This window comes from Desulfurobacterium pacificum (assembly GCF_900182835.1).
Lineage (GTDB): Bacteria > Aquificota > Aquificia > Desulfurobacteriales > Desulfurobacteriaceae > Desulfurobacterium_B > Desulfurobacterium_B pacificum.
Genome location: NZ_FXUB01000001.1, coordinates 576,416 through 590,997, shown reverse-complemented (window position 1 = coordinate 590,997; position 14,582 = coordinate 576,416). Strand labels below are relative to the sequence as shown.

The following is a 14,582-nucleotide window of genomic DNA, read 5'->3' as shown; positions in this document are numbered from 1 at the left end:
TGAAGCGTGATGTTAGAATAATTATAACTATCTACGGAGTTAAGTCATGAAACCGGAATTTGAACTTAAAGAGCTTTTAACAAAGGCTGGATTGAAACTTTCTACGGCTGAAAGTTGCACCGGTGGTTTAGTGGCAGCCAGAATCGTTAACGTTCCTGGAAGTTCAGAATACTTTATGGGTGGTGTAGTTGCATACGATAACCACATAAAGATGAAGGTTTTAAACGTTAAGGCAGAAACGTTACTCAAATACGGTGCAGTTAGTGAAGAAACAGCGAGAGAAATGGTTTTAGGCGTTAAGGAACTTATGAATACCGATTGTGCTATTTCCACTACCGGAATAGCAGGACCTTCCGGTGGAACGGAAGAAAAGCCTGTCGGTTTAACCTACATTGGTGTAGCAGTAAAGGATAGAGTAGAAGTGTTTAAGTTTATCTTTAAAGATGATGACCCGGATGAAGTTAAGCGCCGTAACCACAGAAGGAGGAAAGCTGCCAAAAAAGCGTTAAAGCTGTTGATAGAAATTCTTAAAGAAGAGGTTAAATAGTGAAAGAAGCTCCGCCTGAACTTAGAAAATTCGCAGGATTGTTGGGAATATTTTTCGTTCTTATGTTTGCTTTTGGTGTATTCAAGCCATTTGAAACAATAGAATCTGGACAGGTAGGCGTAAAGATTACTTTAGGTAAGTACGACCCTCATGAATTACCTCCTGGACTTCACTTTAAGATGCCTCTCATTCAAGATATAAGAAAGGTTGACGTAAAAATCCACACCATCAACTACAAAGGCACAAGAGATTTAACCGACAAAGAAGGCATAATAAACAAGCCTGCCATAACCGTTTTAGATGAGAGAGGGTTGCCTATAGAAGTAGAACTCACTACGCAGTATAGGTTGATGCCCGACCAGGCAGCAGAAACCCTTGAAAGGTGGGGCTGGAACTGGGAAGAAAAATTGGTTAATCCTATAGTTAGAGAAGTAGTTAGAGACGTAATAGGTAACTACCCAGCAGAGACCATTCCGACTAAAAGAACGGAAATAGCCACTAAGATAGAGCAGGGAATAAGAAGTGAAATTGCGAAGCAATCTCAAAAGGCTGTTCAGGTGGTAGGTGTTCAGCTTAGAAATATTCTTCTCCCTCCAGAGATTCAGAAAAAGATAAAAGAAGTTCAGCTTGCAAAACAGGAAGCTGAAAGAATGAAGTACGTTGAAGAGCAGGCAAAACGCGAACAAGAAGTTAAGAAAATACAGGCGGAAACGGAAAAGATACAGAAAGTTATAAAAGCACAGGCAGAAGCTGAACAGAGGGTAATTCAGGCAAAAGCGGAAGCAGAAGCAAGGCTGAAGAAAGCAGAAGCGGAAGCCAAGGCTAACGAAATGCTGTCAAAGTCTATCAATAAAGCTGTTCTCAAGTGGAAGGAACTTAACGTTCAAGAGAAGATAGCAGAAAGCCTTTCAAAGAACCCCAACATTAAACTCTTCCTTAACGTTCCCCAAAGCAGCAATTTCCATATGTGGTTGAACGATAAATGGCAGAAGTAGTTTTTATTTTAGGCAGTAATTTAGGAAACAGGCTAACTAACCTTGAAAGAGCTGTTTACTTTTTAGAGAAAGAAGCGGGAAAAATACTGAAAAGAACGGACATTTACGAAACTACGCCGTTTGGAGTGGAAAAACAGCCTCCATTTCTCAATACAGGCATTTTAATGGAAACTTTTCATCCTCCTCAGGAACTCCTTTACCTTGCTAAGTGGATAGAGAAACAGGTAGGCAGGTATCCTACTTATCGGTGGGGTCCCAGAGTAATAGATGTGGACATAATAACTTACGATGAAGTGAAAATTAGCACGCCCCGCCTGAAAATCCCCCACCCGGGCCTCAAAGACAGGGATTTTTTCAGGAAGATATATTTTGAGCTAACTGGTTCTTTTCCTTCGTTCTGAGCATTCCGCAGGCAGCCGAAATGTCCTGTCCTCTTGAATCCCTTATAAACGCTGCAACGTTGTTGTCCCACAGGATTTTTTGAAATTTCTCTATCTGGCTGCGCGGTGAAGGTTCAAACTCAGCGCCCGGATATGGATTAAAGGGTATCAGATTGACTTTTACAGGGATGCCTTTTACTAACTTAACAAGTCTTTTAGCGTCTTCTTCTGAATCGTTAACGCCCTTTAGCATCACGTATTCAATCATTATTCTTCTTACGTTGTCTGCCGGATACTTTCTTAATGCTTTGAAAAGTTCTTTTATGGGATACCTTTTGTTTATCGGCACTAACTTATCCCTTACTTCGTCTGTTGTTGCGTGGAGAGAAATGGCGAGCTTAACTTTGTTCATCTCTTTAGCCATTCTCTCTATTCCGGGAATTATTCCTACTGTGGAAATCGTTACCTTTCTTGTTGAAAGGTCAAGCATGTTTTTGTCCGTCATGATTTCTACGGCTTTCCTGACGTTATCAAAGTTTAAAAGCGGCTCTCCCATTCCCATAAATACTACGTTGGAAATGCGGTTTTCCTCACCCACATCTCTTTGAACCTGTATATATTGGTCAACGATTTCTGCTGTTGTTAAGTTCCTTGCAAATCCGTCCTTTGCGGTAAGGCAGAACTTGCAACCTATCGGGCATCCAACCTGAGTAGAAACGCAGAGCGTGTTCCAGTCTCTTTCCGGTATGAAAACTGACTCTATTCTGTTGCCGTCTTCAAGTTCAAAAAGGTATTTTTTCGTTCCATCGGATGATTCTTCCACTTTTACCAGTTTCAGGGCATCTATCTTTGCTTTCTCAGAAAGGAGCTTTCTTGTCTGCTTTGAAATGTTTGTCATTTCGTCAAAAGATTTGACTCTCTTTTTGTAGAGCCACTGAGCAATCTGCTTTGCTCTGTATTTTTCAAGTCCTATGGAAGTTACAAAGTCTTGTAATTCCTTAAACGTTAAATCTTTCAGACAGGTCATTGCTGCTTCCTCTTTTTAAAGGTTTTGTAGATGCCGTAGGCGGTAGAAGTGATAAAGACAACTGCTATTAAAAGGGAAAGCAAGAAGCTTATTGTGCTCATCCTTTACCCCTCTAACTTTTCAGCTTCTTCAATGAGCATTACAGGTATGTCGTCAACGATGGGAAAAGCCAACTTGCACTTGTGACACACCAATTTTTGCTCTTTTTCCCTGTATTCTAAGTCTCCTTTACACTGCGGGCAGGCTAAAACTTCTAAAAGTTCTTTTGGAAGCATGACAATTCCTCCAGATTTCAGTTGACAGCTTAAAACATAGGTTATATTTTTCTTCTACGCAACGCGGAGGGGTGGCCGAGTCTGGCTGAAGGCGGGTGACTTGAAATCACCTGAGGGCCTAACCAGCCCTCCGGGGGTTCAAATCCCTCCCCCTCCGCCACAAGTGGGCCGGTAGCTCAGTTGGTAGAGCAACGGACTTTTAATCCGTAGGTCGGAGGTTCGAATCCTCCCCGGCTCACCATTCTTGGAGAGGTGGCCGAGCTGGCTGAAGGCGCCCGCCTGCTAAGCGGGTGTACGGGTTTAAAGCCCGTACCGCGGGTTCGAATCCCGCCCTCTCCGCCACTCAATTTTCTTCTATACTCTTTATCTCTTCTTCAAAGTAATCTGGTAGCTCACTGTAAGGATTTGGCAACGTTCCGTTTGTTATAAACAGGTAGGCGCATTTCGTTTTAAACTCGTTGAATACCTCTTTCCATAAATTATCGCTTACGCCGTAGATTACGCAGGCATTCTTGCTGTAAAACGGTGGGGGAACGTAATTTCCTGTATTTTCTGCGGAATCTTCATAGGTTATAACGGCATCTGATATTTCAAAGTAACTTTCTGGAACGTTCGTTCCGGGATTCAGGACTATATAATAGTTTCCTTTAGCTTTTACGTAGTTTTCTAATTCTTCGTAGTAAGGAAGGTCTTCTTCTGAATCGCTTACTTCGTCAAAGAAGAAGCCTTTTATTTCCGGGTAGAGTTCCAGCCATGCATTTACGTCTGCTTCTACTGAAGTTATGTCTCTTTGGGCGTAGTTTGTGTAAATGTAGGCGAGGGGGATTTTCTCTGTTTTAGTGAGTTCATTTATAAAGTTGCTGTAAAGAGGGTCGGTTTGTGTTCCAGGTCCATCGTCAGGATTGACCACTACGAAGATTGTTTTGTTTCCGGAAGGGGCAGATTCAATAGATTGCCACAGAGTAGAATTGTAGTTATAAGCAAAAAGGATACTTCCTTTAAGGGTTGAAGTGGTTTGATTAGAAGGAGAACCTCCGCAGCTAAAGAAGATTAGCATAAGAGAAAGGAAAAAGAAGTTTTTCATAATTTCTCCTGATGACATTTTGCTTTTTCTTTTAAATTTTACCGTTTGTGGCTGATATAATTTGTATTTAAATCCGCATCAGGAGTTCGTTATGAAAAGAGTTGATTTAAGGAAAGATGACTGGCAGAAAGACCCTGAACTTTCAAGAATAAAAAACAGAGGTCAGGGTTTAGAAAGTAAATACGCGTCTTCTGTTTTAGAAATAATAGAAAACGTTAAAAAGTATGGTGATACTGCTGTTTTCGGATACGCTAAAAAATTTGACAGAGTTGACTTAACTCCTGAAAACGTAAAAGTTTCTGAAGAGGAGATAGAAGAAGCTTTTCAAAAAGTTGAGCCTAAAGTAATAGATGCCATAAAGTTTGCTGTTGATAGAGTAAGGAAGTTTCACGAAAAGCAACTTGAAAATTCCTATTTCGTTACAGAACCGGGAATTGTTTTAGGACAGAAAGTAACGCCGCTTGAAAGTGCAGGTATATACGTTCCAGGTGGAAAAGCTTCCTATCCGTCTTCTGTTATTATGAACGCTGTTCCTGCTAAGGTTGCCGGCGTTGAAAAGGTTGTTATGATAACGCCAGCTATTGGAACGCTTGAAGTTAATCCCTATTCCTTAGTTGCCGCTAAACTTTCTGGCGTTGATGAGATTTACAGGGTTGGCGGCGCTCACGGGATTGCCGCAATAGCCTATGGAACAGAATCTATACCTAAGGTTGACAAGATAGTAGGTCCTGGAAACATCTACGTTGCTCTTGCAAAGAAGTTTCTCTTTGGAACTGTTGACATAGATATGGTGGCAGGACCGAGTGAGATTTTAGTTATAGCCGATGAAACGGCAAATCCAGAATGGGTTGCTACAGACCTTCTATCTCAAGCAGAACATGACGAGCTTGCTGGTGCTTTTTTAGTAACTCATGATGAAAAACTTGCCGAAGAAGTTGTAGATGCTCTTTATAAAAAGCTTGAAACTCTTAAAAGGAAAGAAATTGCAGAAAAGTCAATAGAAAACTTTGGAACGGTGTTTTTAACTAAGGACGTTTACCATTCCTGTCAGGTAGCCAACGAAGTAGCACCAGAGCATCTTGAGGTTGCTACAAAAGAACCGTTTGCTCTACTGGATTTAATAAAGCACGCAGGTGCAATCTTTTTAGGACACCATACTTGCGAATCTTTGGGTGATTACGTTTTAGGTCCAAACCACGTTCTTCCTACAGGTGGAAGCGCGAGATTTTTCTCGCCTTTAGGTGTTTACGATTTTGTAAAGCGTTCTTCCATTCTTTACGTTAGTAAAGAAGGCTTTAAAAGAGTATCTGAACATGCAAGGAATTTGGCTGAATGTGAAGGGCTTGAGGCTCACAGGCTTGCAGTTGAAGTAAGGGAAGCGATAAAGATACCTATAAAGTTAGAGGAAAAAGTTTGAGGGAAATAACTTTAGCAGGTACTTTAGGTATTGTTAGGGCAGAAGAGTTTACAAAAGAGCCGAAAAAAAGCTAAGGGGTGATAATGAAACACCTGATTTCTATAGAGGATGTTTCAAAAGAGCAGTTTCAGGAGGTATATAAGCTTTCTCAACAGGTAAAGAAAGCTTTAAAAGAAGATAGAAAGAAATTTTCCGTTCTTAGAGGTAAGTGCGTTGTAAACCTTTTCTTTGAACCGTCCACAAGAACCCGTTCCTCTTTTGAAAAGGCTGGCAAGTTTCTTTCTGCCGACGTGATAAATATTTCGGCTTCCGTTAGCAGCGTTAAGAAGGGTGAAAGCCTTATAGATACTTTAAAAAATCTTGATATGATGCATCCAGACGTTATCGTTTTAAGGCATCCGTGTGAAGGTGCACCTTATACCGTTAAAAACCATATAAACGCCTCTGTTGTAAATGCAGGTGATGGAAGGAGGGAACACCCCACACAGGCACTTCTTGATGCGATAACCCTCTTAGAAAGGTTTGGAACGCTTGAAGGTAAGAAGATAACGATAATGGGAGATATAGTTAACAGCAGAGTTGCTCGTTCAGACGCTTTACTTTTCAGGAAGTTAGGGGCGGAAGTTTTTATTTATGGTCCTTCACCTATGATGCCAAGATTTCCTCAAGCTTTAGGTGTTAAAAAGTTAAACTCTTTTGAGGAGGTAGCAGAGCTTTCTGACGTGATTATTCTTTTAAGAATTCAACTTGAAAGGCAAAATGCGAAAAAAGTATTTCCTTCTCTAAGGGAATACGCAGAGCTGTTTGGCGTGAATAGAAAGCGTCTTGGAATGTTAAAGCCTGAAACGGTGATACTGCATCCTGGTCCTTTCAACAGGGGCGTTGAGTTAAACAATGACGTTGTAACGTCGGAGCGTTCTTTAATTTTCAACCAGGTAGAAACCGGGTTGGCAGTGAGAATGGTAGTCCTTTCTCTACTCTGTGGAAGGCTTGAGAAGTTGAAGGAAGAGATACATTAGAGGAGCGGCAGTTTGGGGATGGGGAGAAATGAAAGGAGGTTTGTAAATGCGTAAGTTTCTGCTTTTACCTGCTGCCGCGCTGTTTATCTACGGTTGTTTTAAAGGTGGAGTGCTTAATAAAAACCTTGTTTTTAAAACACCTAAAGGTGATGTGGTATTTAGCCACGTTTATCACGTAAAGGTAAAGCACCAACACTGTTTTTACTGCCATCCGAAGCTGTTTAAGAAAAAGTTTGGAGCAGACCACTTTACTATGCAGGATATATGGCAAGGTAAGTATTGCGGCGCCTGTCATAATGGGGTGAAAGCGTTTAGCGCTAAAAATCCAGCCAACTGCACCCGCTGTCACAGACAAACTGCACTGGCTCAAAAACGGTAGAAGGAGTAGAGAATGGATTCTCTCCTTATAAAGGGAGGAAGGGTTGTAGACCCTTCCCTTTCAATTGATGAAGTAACAGACATTCTTATTGATAACGGCAAAGTTGTTAAAGTTGAGAAGAACATTCCTATTTCTGAAGCGGTAACCGTTGTTAATGCCGATGGTTTAGTTGTTTCTCCTGGATTTATAGATTTGCACGTTCACTTTAGAGACCCCGGGCAGGAGTGGAAAGAAGACATAGAAACGGGCTCGCAGGCTGCCGTTGCGGGAGGAGTAACTTCTGTTTGCTGTATGGCTAACACAGACCCTGTTAACGATAATCCTGCCGTTACAAGGTATATAGTGGAAAAGGCGAAGTCGGTTGGTCTCTGTGATGTTTTTCCTATTGGAGCAATAACTAAAGGGTTAAAGGGAGAGGAATTAGCAGAAATAGGTTTGATGGTAAAAGCCGGTATAGTTGCTGTTTCTGATGATGGTGAAACGCCTAAAGATGCGAAGGTTTTGAGAAACGCGATGGATTACGCCCGTTCTCTTGGAATTCCTGTTTTTACCCATAGTGAGGATAAGACTCTTTCCGCCGGCGGTCATATGAACGAGGGAATGATTTCAACGCTGTTGGGCATTCCTGGTATGCCGGCAGAAGCTGAAGAGATAGGGATTTTAAGAGATTTAATGGTTGCAAAGCTTACGGGCGCTCATATCCATATCTGTCACGTTTCTACTTCTAATGCCTTGAGAATTATAGAAATGGCGAAAAGAGAAGGAATAAACGTAACTTGTGAAATAACGCCTCACCACTTTACACTTACGGAGGAAGCTGTCAGGGACTTCAACACCAGTGCTAAGATGTGCCCACCGTTGAGAACTTCAGAAGATGTTGAAGCCTGTAGGAGAGCTTTAAAAAGCGGAGTTGCCGACGCTATCGCTACAGACCACGCTCCCCATACAGAAGATGAGAAAATGGTTGAATTCTGTGCTGCACCTTTTGGAATAATAGGTCTTCAGACTATGTTGCCACTTACTTTAGAGCTTGTTAGAAAGGGGTATCTAACGCTTTCTCAGATGGTGGAGAGGCTATCTACCACTCCAGCTAAAATCATAAAGAGAAGTGATATAGGAGCGTTAAAACTTGGAGCGAGGGCAAATGTTACCGTTTTTGACCCGGACGAAGAGTACGTTTTTATCAGAGAAATGGTTAGGTCAAAAAGTTTTAACTCGCCGTTTTTGGGCTGGAAATTAAAAGGAAAAGTTAAAATGACATTTTATAATGGTAAAATAGTGTTTAAAGATTTATAAAGGAGACTCCATGCATCAGGGTCCAACTTTTTTTGACATTTTCTGGTTGCTTATTATCTTCTTTTCCATCTGGCCCCTCTTTCAGCAGAAAAATCTTGAGTGGGCGCGTCTCCGCCTTATAAAAGAGATAGAGAAAAAGAGAAAATCCCGCGTTATTACTATGATTCACCGTCAGGAAAGACTTGCCTTTATGGGATTTCCTTTGGTTCGCTACATAACGATTGAGGATTCTGAACGTATCCTGAGAGCGATAAGGATGACGCCTGACGATATGGCTATTGACCTGATTATTCATACTCCGGGTGGGCTTGCTCTTGCGGCTACGCAGATAGCCTCAGCCCTTGCCAAGAGGAAAGCGCCTGTTAGGGTTATTGTTCCCCATTATGCTATGTCCGGCGGGACGCTTATAGCTCTGGCAGCCGATGAAATAGTTATGGACTCAAACGCCGTGTTAGGTCCTCTTGACCCGCAGCTTGGTCAGTTTCCTGCTCCTTCTCTTGTGAAAGTTGCCCAGATGAAGAAAACGGAACTGAAAGATGAAACGTTGATAATGGCGGATGTTGCAGAAAAAGCCCTTGTACAGATGAAAAATACAATAGTTAGGGTTCTGACGCTTAAAGGTCATGACAGGGAAAAAGCTGAAAGGATAGCGGAGATTCTAACGAGCGGTTACTGGACGCACGATTATCCTTTGAACGTTGAAGTGGTTAAAGAGTTGGGGTTGAACGTTACTACAGAGGTTCCGGAAGAGGTTTACGACCTTATGGAGCTTTACTATCAACCGGGAGGACAACCTTCTGTTCAGTACGTTCCCGTTCCTTACGGGGAACCGAAAAAGGGAGAGGTGCCGGTGAAGAAACCTCATTAGGAGTATCTGATGTTTAAAGTAGGAGATAAGGTTGCCTGTCCCCCTCACGGCGTTGGCGTTATTGAAGGAACTGAAGAAAGGGAGGTAGGGGGGAGAAAAGTTGTTTATCTGAGGATTTCCCTTGTTGGAAAGAATATGTCTATCCTGATTCCAGAAGCTGCAGCTGAGACTTCCGGTATCAGACATATCCTTTCTGAAGAAGAAATTGCAGAGATATTTGAGTTTCTTTCTGAAACCCCGACCAATATAAGTGAGAAGTGGACGGTTAGACACAGGCTTAACGTTGATAGGTTGAGAACCGGAGACATTAAAGAGCTTGCTACAGTTGTTCGTAATCTTTCTTTTAGAGCGAAGGATAAAGACCTTTCTTACTCTGAAAAGAGGATGTTTGAAGAGGCGTTTAGTAAGTTATCTGAAGAGATAGCTTTATCTTTAGGGGAGCCTGTAAAGAAGATAAAACAGAGGATAAGGAAGATTCTTAAAGAGGTGCAGAAGTGACGTCAAAGGTGATGGGAGGGTTTTTAATATTCCTCCTGCTTGTCTCTACGGCTATTTTCAAACATTACGGCTTTACTTTAACGCAGTCTTTAATTGTTGGTATATTCATCTCTGCTGCTTCCTTTCTCTTCTATGAGTTTTTGATGAAGAGGAAGCTTAAGATTAAAACCGTTCTTTTGTTTTCCGCCGGTTTCTTCTTGGGACTTTACCTTGCCAAAGGTATAACGCTTTCGCTTTTCTCTCTCTTCACTAACTTTCCTTACCTCCAAGAGATTCTCTTCCTAACTCTTCCTTACCTTTTTGGTTTAACGGCTGTTGAAATAGGTAGTAGGAAACCTCTTTCGGAGTTGCTGAAAGAGGAAAGAGGACTTTATACGACGTTAAAGGTCGTTGATACGAGCGCTCTTATAGATGGTAGAGTTGTAGAGATAGCTAAGTTGGGATTCATTGAAGGAAAGATTTTGATTCCGCGATTTGTTCTTGAGGAGCTTCAGACTCTTGCAGATTCTACTGACCCTATGGTGAGAACGAAGGGGAAGAAGGGACTTGATATGGTTTCTCAGTTACGGATGCTTGAGAAACCGCCTGTTGAAATTTACGAGAGGGATATTCCGTGGATTAGGGATGTTGATTCAAAGCTTGTAGAGCTTTGCAGGAGACTTGGAGCGAAGTTGATTACTACCGATTATAATTTGAACAGAGTTGCATCTATAAAAGGCGTTGAGATTTTGAACATAAATGACCTTGCCAACGCTTTGAAGCCTGTTGTTGCAGTTGGGGAGGAGTTGGTTGTCTTCTTAGTTAAGGAAGGTAAAGAGAAGAACCAGGCTGTTGGTTACCTTGATGATGGTACGATGGTTGTTGTTGATGATGCCAAACATCTGATAGGGCATAAGGTTAAAGTACTTGTGAATAACCTTTTACAGACCTCTTCGGGTAAGATAATTTTTGCAAGGGTTAAAGAGGTGGTTAAGTGAGATACGCTGTAATACCTGCTGCCGGGCTGGGCAGGAGGTTTGGTGGAAAGAAGCAGTTTTTTGAGATTAACGGCGTTCCTGTAATTGAGTACACTTTGAGAGTTTTTGAAAAAAGTGAGCTTGTTCACGGTATAGTTTTGGTTCTGCCTGCCAAGGATTTGGAATTTGGGGAAAAGCTAAAGGAGAAGTTTAAGAAGATTAAGTACGTCGTTCCTGGAGGAGAGGAAAGACAGAGTTCTGTTTTTAAGGGTTTAAAGGCGATTGAGAATGAGGGAGTTGATGAGGTTTTAATACATGACGGCGTAAGACCTTTGGTTTCTCAGTCGCTTGTTAGAGAGTTGGTTGTCGCTTTGTCCGATTATGAGGTTGATGGCGTTATTCCCGGTTTGAAACCAAGGGATACAGTTAAGGTCGTTGGGGCGCCGCTTGAGAGGGGGGATTTTTTTGTGGAGAGAACTCTGGACAGGGATAAGTTAGTTTTAGTTCAAACGCCGCAAGTTTTTATGTATGAGGTGATTTTAAAATGTCATGAGAGGGCGGTGGGGGAGGATTTTTGGGCGACTGACGATTCAGCGCTGTTGGAAAGGTACGGCTACAGCGTTGTTACCATACCTGGAGAGCCTTTTAACATAAAAATTACAACTAAGGAAGATGTAAAGTTAGCTGAATTTTTCCTTTCCTATTCTGCCAATTCACTATAGTGTTTGTCTATAGTTCCTGTCGTGTAGTATACGTCTGCTACAGCCATTCTGTAAGCTGAAAGGGCTGCAACGTAGTTACTCCTTGCTTGATTTAGCGCTGTTTGTGTATCAAGTAGCTCTGTTATGGTGGCTAAGCCGTTTTTGTACCTCTTTTCCATAATTCTTAAAGATTCTTCTGCCGATTTTATTGCTGCTGCGGAGAGTTCTACTCTCTTTTCTGCCTGAAGGAAGTTGTAGTATGCACGAGAGACTTCAAATGCTATTCCTTTTTCAGCTCTTTCTCTGTTTTCCTTTATTTTGAGCTTCATTAGTCTTGCTTTTTCAACTTCTCTAAACCTTATGCCGCCGTCAAAAAGTTTAACGGAAGCCTTTAATCCGAACGTCCAGCTTGAGTTGTCTTTATCAAGAGGTTCTGCATCTGAAGCCATGAAGTAGTCACCGTAGGCAACGATAGATGGTAAGAAGTCGCTTTTTGCTAACTTTTCTACATCGTTACTCTGCTTTTCTCTGATAGATAGCTCTTTTAATTCCGGTCTGTTCTTCAGTGCTGTTTTGATAAGTTTTTGAAGGTTAAAGTTGAATTTTTTATAGGTCAGCTCGCCGTCAATATTTATAGAGTTCAGTGGCATCAGTCCCATTGCCGTTAGCAGCGCTCGTTTTGCTATTTCGTAGTTGCTTTTTGCTTTTACTAAATTTTCTTCTGCCTGCTCAAGGTAGACTTTAGCTCTTAAAACATCGGATTTTACAGTAAGTCCGGCTTTATAAGCGGTTTCGGCGTCTTTTACGTGTTTTTGAGCATCTCTTACAGCTAACTTTGCCGTTTCAACGTAGGATTTTGCGGTGAGAACCTGATAGTAAGCCTTAACTACTTGGTAGATTATTTCCTGTTTACTTTTGGAAAGTTTTGTTTTTTCGGCTTTTAGGTCTTTCTTTGAAATATCTATTCCTATCCTTAATTTTCCGCCGAGCCATATGGGAAGGAAAGCGTTTATTCCGGTGCGGAAGAGTTGGGATTTTCCGGGGTCGTTAAAGTTTGTGTTGAACATATCAAGTTTTTGAACTTCCATTCTATTCATAATTGCGTAAGGTGGGTCTGTAGTTTTGTTGTAGTCGGTGTATAAAGAGAAAGAGGGCAGAAGACGGGCTTTTGATATTTTAAGGTTAATCTCTTTTTCTTTTACGCTGATTTCTTGAGCTTTCAGGTAGTTGTTTTCTTTAAGGGCTGTTTTGACGGCTTCCTGAAGCGTTAAACCGTAGGAGGTGGAGGTTATTAGAAAGAGCAATAACGTGGACGTTAGAAACTTCTTCATATCTACCCCATTAATTCAAATATTGCAATCAATTTATATATCCTCGTTGTTCTTCTGTCAAGCATTTTGTAAATAAGAGTATAATTTTAAACCGAGAGGAGATGATGGGTAGTCAAAGTTTAAAACTGTTGGGGAAACTGAGGGAGCTTTTCTCTAAGTTACTTCTTTCTGTCTCTGAGCTGTCTGTTCCTGAGGAAGTGGTTCTTCATATGATTGATGGTTTGAGAAAAATCCCCCCCTTCACCTCCCCTTCCCTCTCTCTCATAGTTCTTGAAGACAAGTCTGTAAAATTCATCTCCTCTTCCGATTGCTCCTTTCAAAAAGTTTTGGACGCTTTAATTGAAAAACTTTCATCGGTGGGCGTTGAAATCCGCAAAGAGAGCGTAAAGACTTTTACCTTAGAAGGCAAATCAGAAAAAAGCCCCGAGAACTATCTTTTGATTCCGCTTTCTATAGATGCCAAAAACTTAGACTTCTACCTATCGGTAGGTTTTAACGACCAGGAACCACCGGACGTTTCGGCTTTCTCTTTTCTGCTCTCTTTTCTGTCGTTTCTCTACCTTTACGGTCTTGAAAATCGCTCTCCTGTAAGTGTTATCCCGGGCTTTTTAAACAGGGACGTTGCAATAGAACTCGTTAGACGCCTTGTAGAGACGAAAAAGAGTTTAACGGCAGTGATAATTGATATCAACGACCTTAACCTTATAAACATGCGCTTTGGCAACTTGGTTGGTAACAGGGTCATTAACTTTGTTGGAAACGTCTTTAAAGAAGTTCTTGAAAAAGCGGGGTCAGAGTTTATCTGCGGTTATTTGGGCTCTGGGCAGTTCCTTTTCGTCTGTGAGAAGGACGTTGATGAGTGCTACGAGCTTTTGAAGGATAAGACGAGCTTTTTGGTAATGCCAGAGAATTTCAGCGTTGGCGTTTCTATGGCTATTCTTGATTTGGGCAGCGTGGCTGAATCACCTGAAGATGTTGAAAGAATTATTTTTATGTCTCTTGAGAAGCTGAAGGAGGAAGGTAGGTCTGCAATTTTGAAGATAAGAGAAAGAGAAGAGTTCGGGGAGCGCTTTTTTAGGAAGTTTGACTGCTTTGTCTGTATAAAAGAGAAGGTTCTTAACAGGGAAGTTATTCCTGTTTTTCAGCCGATTTTTGATATGAAAAGGGAAGAGATTTACGGTTATGAAGTGCTATCAAGGTTTGAGGAGGATGGCGAACTCAAATCGGTTTACGTTTATGCGGACGTTTTAGACCGATTGAATTTGTGGCAGGAGCTTGACAAGATAGTTCTTTCCGAAATTCCTAAATGGAAAGAGGAGATAGAGGAGCTGAAAGGGAAAAAGTTGTTTGTTAACCTTTCGGGTAAGTTTCTTTCCAATCCTCAGAACAGAGAATTTCTGCTTTCCGTTTCAGAAGAGCTACCGGCTGAAGAGATTGTTTTTGAAGTAACGGAAAGGGAGTACGTGAAAGATATGGCTTCAGTTGTTGACCTGTTTAATAAGTTAAAGGTGAAAGGGTTTGAGTTTGCGATAGATGATTTTGCAAGTGGATTTTCCGGTTTTGATTACGTTAAAAAGTTACATCCTACCTATATAAAGCTTGATGGCAGTTTAATCAGGAATCTTGCGTTTTCAAAAGAGGATGAGATTATCGTTTCTGCCGTTAAGTACGTCTGTGATAACCTGAACATTACTCTGCTTGCCGAGTGGATAGAGAATGAAAAAGTTTATAAGCTTTTAAAGGAGATGAATGTTGAACTTGGACAGGGATACTTCCTCTCTCCGCCCCTCAGGTTACTCGGGAGGTAAC

General features: G+C 41.5%; 16 protein-coding genes and 3 tRNA genes. 15 read left to right on the top strand and 4 right to left on the bottom strand.

Annotation, left to right across the window (positions count from 1 at the left end):
* Positions 1-46 precede the first annotated feature (46 nt).
* Genes QOL23_RS02975 through folK form a run of 3 tightly spaced genes read left to right on the top strand, consistent with a single transcriptional unit; the run spans position 47 to position 1,943 of the window.
* Positions 47-547 carry a CinA family protein gene (locus QOL23_RS02975; RefSeq protein ID WP_283400098.1) on the top strand — a complete coding sequence of 167 codons (501 nt, stop codon included), beginning with the start codon at positions 47-49 and terminating at the stop codon, positions 545-547.
* Complete coding sequence (locus QOL23_RS02970) at positions 547-1,542, top strand: SPFH domain-containing protein (RefSeq protein ID WP_283400097.1); 996 nt, start codon at positions 547-549, stop codon at positions 1,540-1,542. Before QOL23_RS02975 ends, QOL23_RS02970 begins: the two co-directional genes overlap by 1 nt.
* Positions 1,530-1,943 carry a 2-amino-4-hydroxy-6-hydroxymethyldihydropteridine diphosphokinase gene (gene folK, locus QOL23_RS02965; RefSeq protein WP_283400096.1) on the top strand — a complete coding sequence of 138 codons (414 nt, stop codon included), beginning with the start codon at positions 1,530-1,532 and terminating at the stop codon, positions 1,941-1,943. Before QOL23_RS02970 ends, folK begins: the two co-directional genes overlap by 13 nt.
* Here folK and rlmN read toward each other — a convergent pair.
* Positions 1,897-2,949 (bottom strand): dual-specificity RNA methyltransferase RlmN, encoded by a 1,053-nt coding sequence (rlmN, locus tag QOL23_RS02960; RefSeq protein WP_283400095.1) that lies wholly within the window; start codon positions 2,947-2,949, stop codon positions 1,897-1,899. The genes folK and rlmN overlap by 47 nt on opposite strands.
* Before the next feature lie 104 nt (positions 2,950-3,053).
* On the bottom strand, positions 3,054-3,224 hold the full coding sequence (locus QOL23_RS02955) for a Trm112 family protein (RefSeq protein ID WP_283400094.1): 171 nt from the start codon (positions 3,222-3,224) through the stop codon (positions 3,054-3,056).
* Positions 3,225-3,289: 65 nt separating this feature from the next.
* Between QOL23_RS02955 and QOL23_RS02950 the strand changes: the two genes are divergently transcribed.
* From QOL23_RS02950 to QOL23_RS02940, 3 genes are all read left to right on the top strand, one after another.
* A tRNA-Ser gene (locus QOL23_RS02950) sits at positions 3,290-3,384 on the top strand.
* Positions 3,385-3,389: 5 nt separating this feature from the next.
* Positions 3,390-3,465 (top strand) — tRNA-Lys (locus QOL23_RS02945).
* A gap of 5 nt (positions 3,466-3,470) precedes the next feature.
* Positions 3,471-3,566, top strand: a tRNA-Ser gene (locus QOL23_RS02940).
* 1 nt (position 3,567) lies between these two features.
* On the opposite strand, the gene QOL23_RS02935 is transcribed toward QOL23_RS02940, so the two are convergent.
* Entirely contained in the window at positions 3,568-4,308 is a 741-nt protein-coding gene (locus tag QOL23_RS02935; protein WP_283400093.1) for a spherulation-specific family 4 protein, read from the bottom strand.
* Between the two features lie 91 nt (positions 4,309-4,399).
* Here QOL23_RS02935 and hisD point away from each other — a divergent pair, with 91 nt between their 5' ends.
* The 8 genes from hisD to ispD all read left to right on the top strand — a co-directional run bounded on the left by hisD (position 4,400) and on the right by ispD (position 11,463).
* Positions 4,400-5,725: a histidinol dehydrogenase gene (gene hisD, locus QOL23_RS02930; protein WP_283400092.1), complete on the top strand. Its 1,326-nt coding sequence runs from the start codon at positions 4,400-4,402 to the stop codon at positions 5,723-5,725.
* Positions 5,726-5,808: 83 nt separating this feature from the next.
* Positions 5,809-6,744: an aspartate carbamoyltransferase catalytic subunit gene (locus tag QOL23_RS02925; protein ID WP_283400091.1), complete on the top strand. Its 936-nt coding sequence runs from the start codon at positions 5,809-5,811 to the stop codon at positions 6,742-6,744.
* 46 nt (positions 6,745-6,790) lie between these two features.
* Positions 6,791-7,123, top strand: coding sequence for a cytochrome c3 family protein (locus tag QOL23_RS02920; RefSeq protein ID WP_283400090.1), 333 nt, complete (start codon positions 6,791-6,793; stop codon positions 7,121-7,123).
* Between the two features lie 12 nt (positions 7,124-7,135).
* Complete coding sequence (locus QOL23_RS02915) at positions 7,136-8,419, top strand: dihydroorotase (RefSeq protein WP_283400089.1); 1,284 nt, start codon at positions 7,136-7,138, stop codon at positions 8,417-8,419.
* Positions 8,420-8,429: 10 nt separating this feature from the next.
* Entirely contained in the window at positions 8,430-9,287 is an 858-nt protein-coding gene (locus QOL23_RS02910) for an SDH family Clp fold serine proteinase (RefSeq protein WP_283400088.1), read from the top strand.
* A gap of 9 nt (positions 9,288-9,296) precedes the next feature.
* A complete protein-coding gene (locus tag QOL23_RS02905; RefSeq protein ID WP_283400087.1) occupies positions 9,297-9,785 on the top strand; it encodes a CarD family transcriptional regulator in 489 nt (162 codons plus the stop codon).
* Positions 9,782-10,762, top strand: coding sequence for a PIN/TRAM domain-containing protein (locus QOL23_RS02900; protein ID WP_283400086.1), 981 nt, complete (start codon positions 9,782-9,784; stop codon positions 10,760-10,762). The genes QOL23_RS02905 and QOL23_RS02900 overlap by 4 nt, the downstream gene beginning before the upstream one ends.
* Positions 10,759-11,463, top strand: a complete 705-nt coding sequence (ispD, locus tag QOL23_RS02895) for a 2-C-methyl-D-erythritol 4-phosphate cytidylyltransferase (protein ID WP_283400085.1) — start codon at positions 10,759-10,761, stop codon at positions 11,461-11,463. Before QOL23_RS02900 ends, ispD begins: the two co-directional genes overlap by 4 nt.
* Here the strand turns inward: ispD and QOL23_RS02890 are convergent.
* A complete protein-coding gene (locus QOL23_RS02890; RefSeq protein ID WP_283400084.1) occupies positions 11,442-12,773 on the bottom strand; it encodes a TolC family protein in 1,332 nt (443 codons plus the stop codon). The two genes, ispD and QOL23_RS02890, sit on opposite strands and share 22 nt — an antisense overlap.
* Positions 12,774-12,877: 104 nt before the next feature.
* Here QOL23_RS02890 and QOL23_RS02885 point away from each other — a divergent pair, with 104 nt between their 5' ends.
* On the top strand, positions 12,878-14,581 hold the full coding sequence (locus tag QOL23_RS02885; RefSeq protein WP_283400083.1) for an EAL domain-containing protein: 1,704 nt from the start codon (positions 12,878-12,880) through the stop codon (positions 14,579-14,581).
* Position 14,582 lies beyond the last annotated feature (1 nt).

Coding starts and splice junctions, on each gene's coding strand:
- QOL23_RS02975 (WP_283400098.1), top strand. CDS start 47: ATGAAACCGGAATTTGAACTTAAAGAGCTTTTAACAAAGGCTGGATTG.
- folK (WP_283400096.1), top strand. CDS start 1,530: ATGGCAGAAGTAGTTTTTATTTTAGGCAGTAATTTAGGAAACAGGCTA.
- rlmN (WP_283400095.1), bottom strand. CDS start 2,949: ATGACCTGTCTGAAAGATTTAACGTTTAAGGAATTACAAGACTTTGTA.
- QOL23_RS02955 (WP_283400094.1), bottom strand. CDS start 3,224: ATGCTTCCAAAAGAACTTTTAGAAGTTTTAGCCTGCCCGCAGTGTAAA.
- QOL23_RS02935 (WP_283400093.1), bottom strand. CDS start 4,308: ATGAAAAACTTCTTTTTCCTTTCTCTTATGCTAATCTTCTTTAGCTGC.
- hisD (WP_283400092.1), top strand. CDS start 4,400: ATGAAAAGAGTTGATTTAAGGAAAGATGACTGGCAGAAAGACCCTGAA.
- QOL23_RS02925 (WP_283400091.1), top strand. CDS start 5,809: ATGAAACACCTGATTTCTATAGAGGATGTTTCAAAAGAGCAGTTTCAG.
- QOL23_RS02920 (WP_283400090.1), top strand. CDS start 6,791: ATGCGTAAGTTTCTGCTTTTACCTGCTGCCGCGCTGTTTATCTACGGT.
- QOL23_RS02915 (WP_283400089.1), top strand. CDS start 7,136: ATGGATTCTCTCCTTATAAAGGGAGGAAGGGTTGTAGACCCTTCCCTT.
- QOL23_RS02910 (WP_283400088.1), top strand. CDS start 8,430: ATGCATCAGGGTCCAACTTTTTTTGACATTTTCTGGTTGCTTATTATC.
- QOL23_RS02905 (WP_283400087.1), top strand. CDS start 9,297: ATGTTTAAAGTAGGAGATAAGGTTGCCTGTCCCCCTCACGGCGTTGGC.
- QOL23_RS02890 (WP_283400084.1), bottom strand. CDS start 12,773: ATGAAGAAGTTTCTAACGTCCACGTTATTGCTCTTTCTAATAACCTCC.
- QOL23_RS02885 (WP_283400083.1), top strand. CDS start 12,878: ATGGGTAGTCAAAGTTTAAAACTGTTGGGGAAACTGAGGGAGCTTTTC.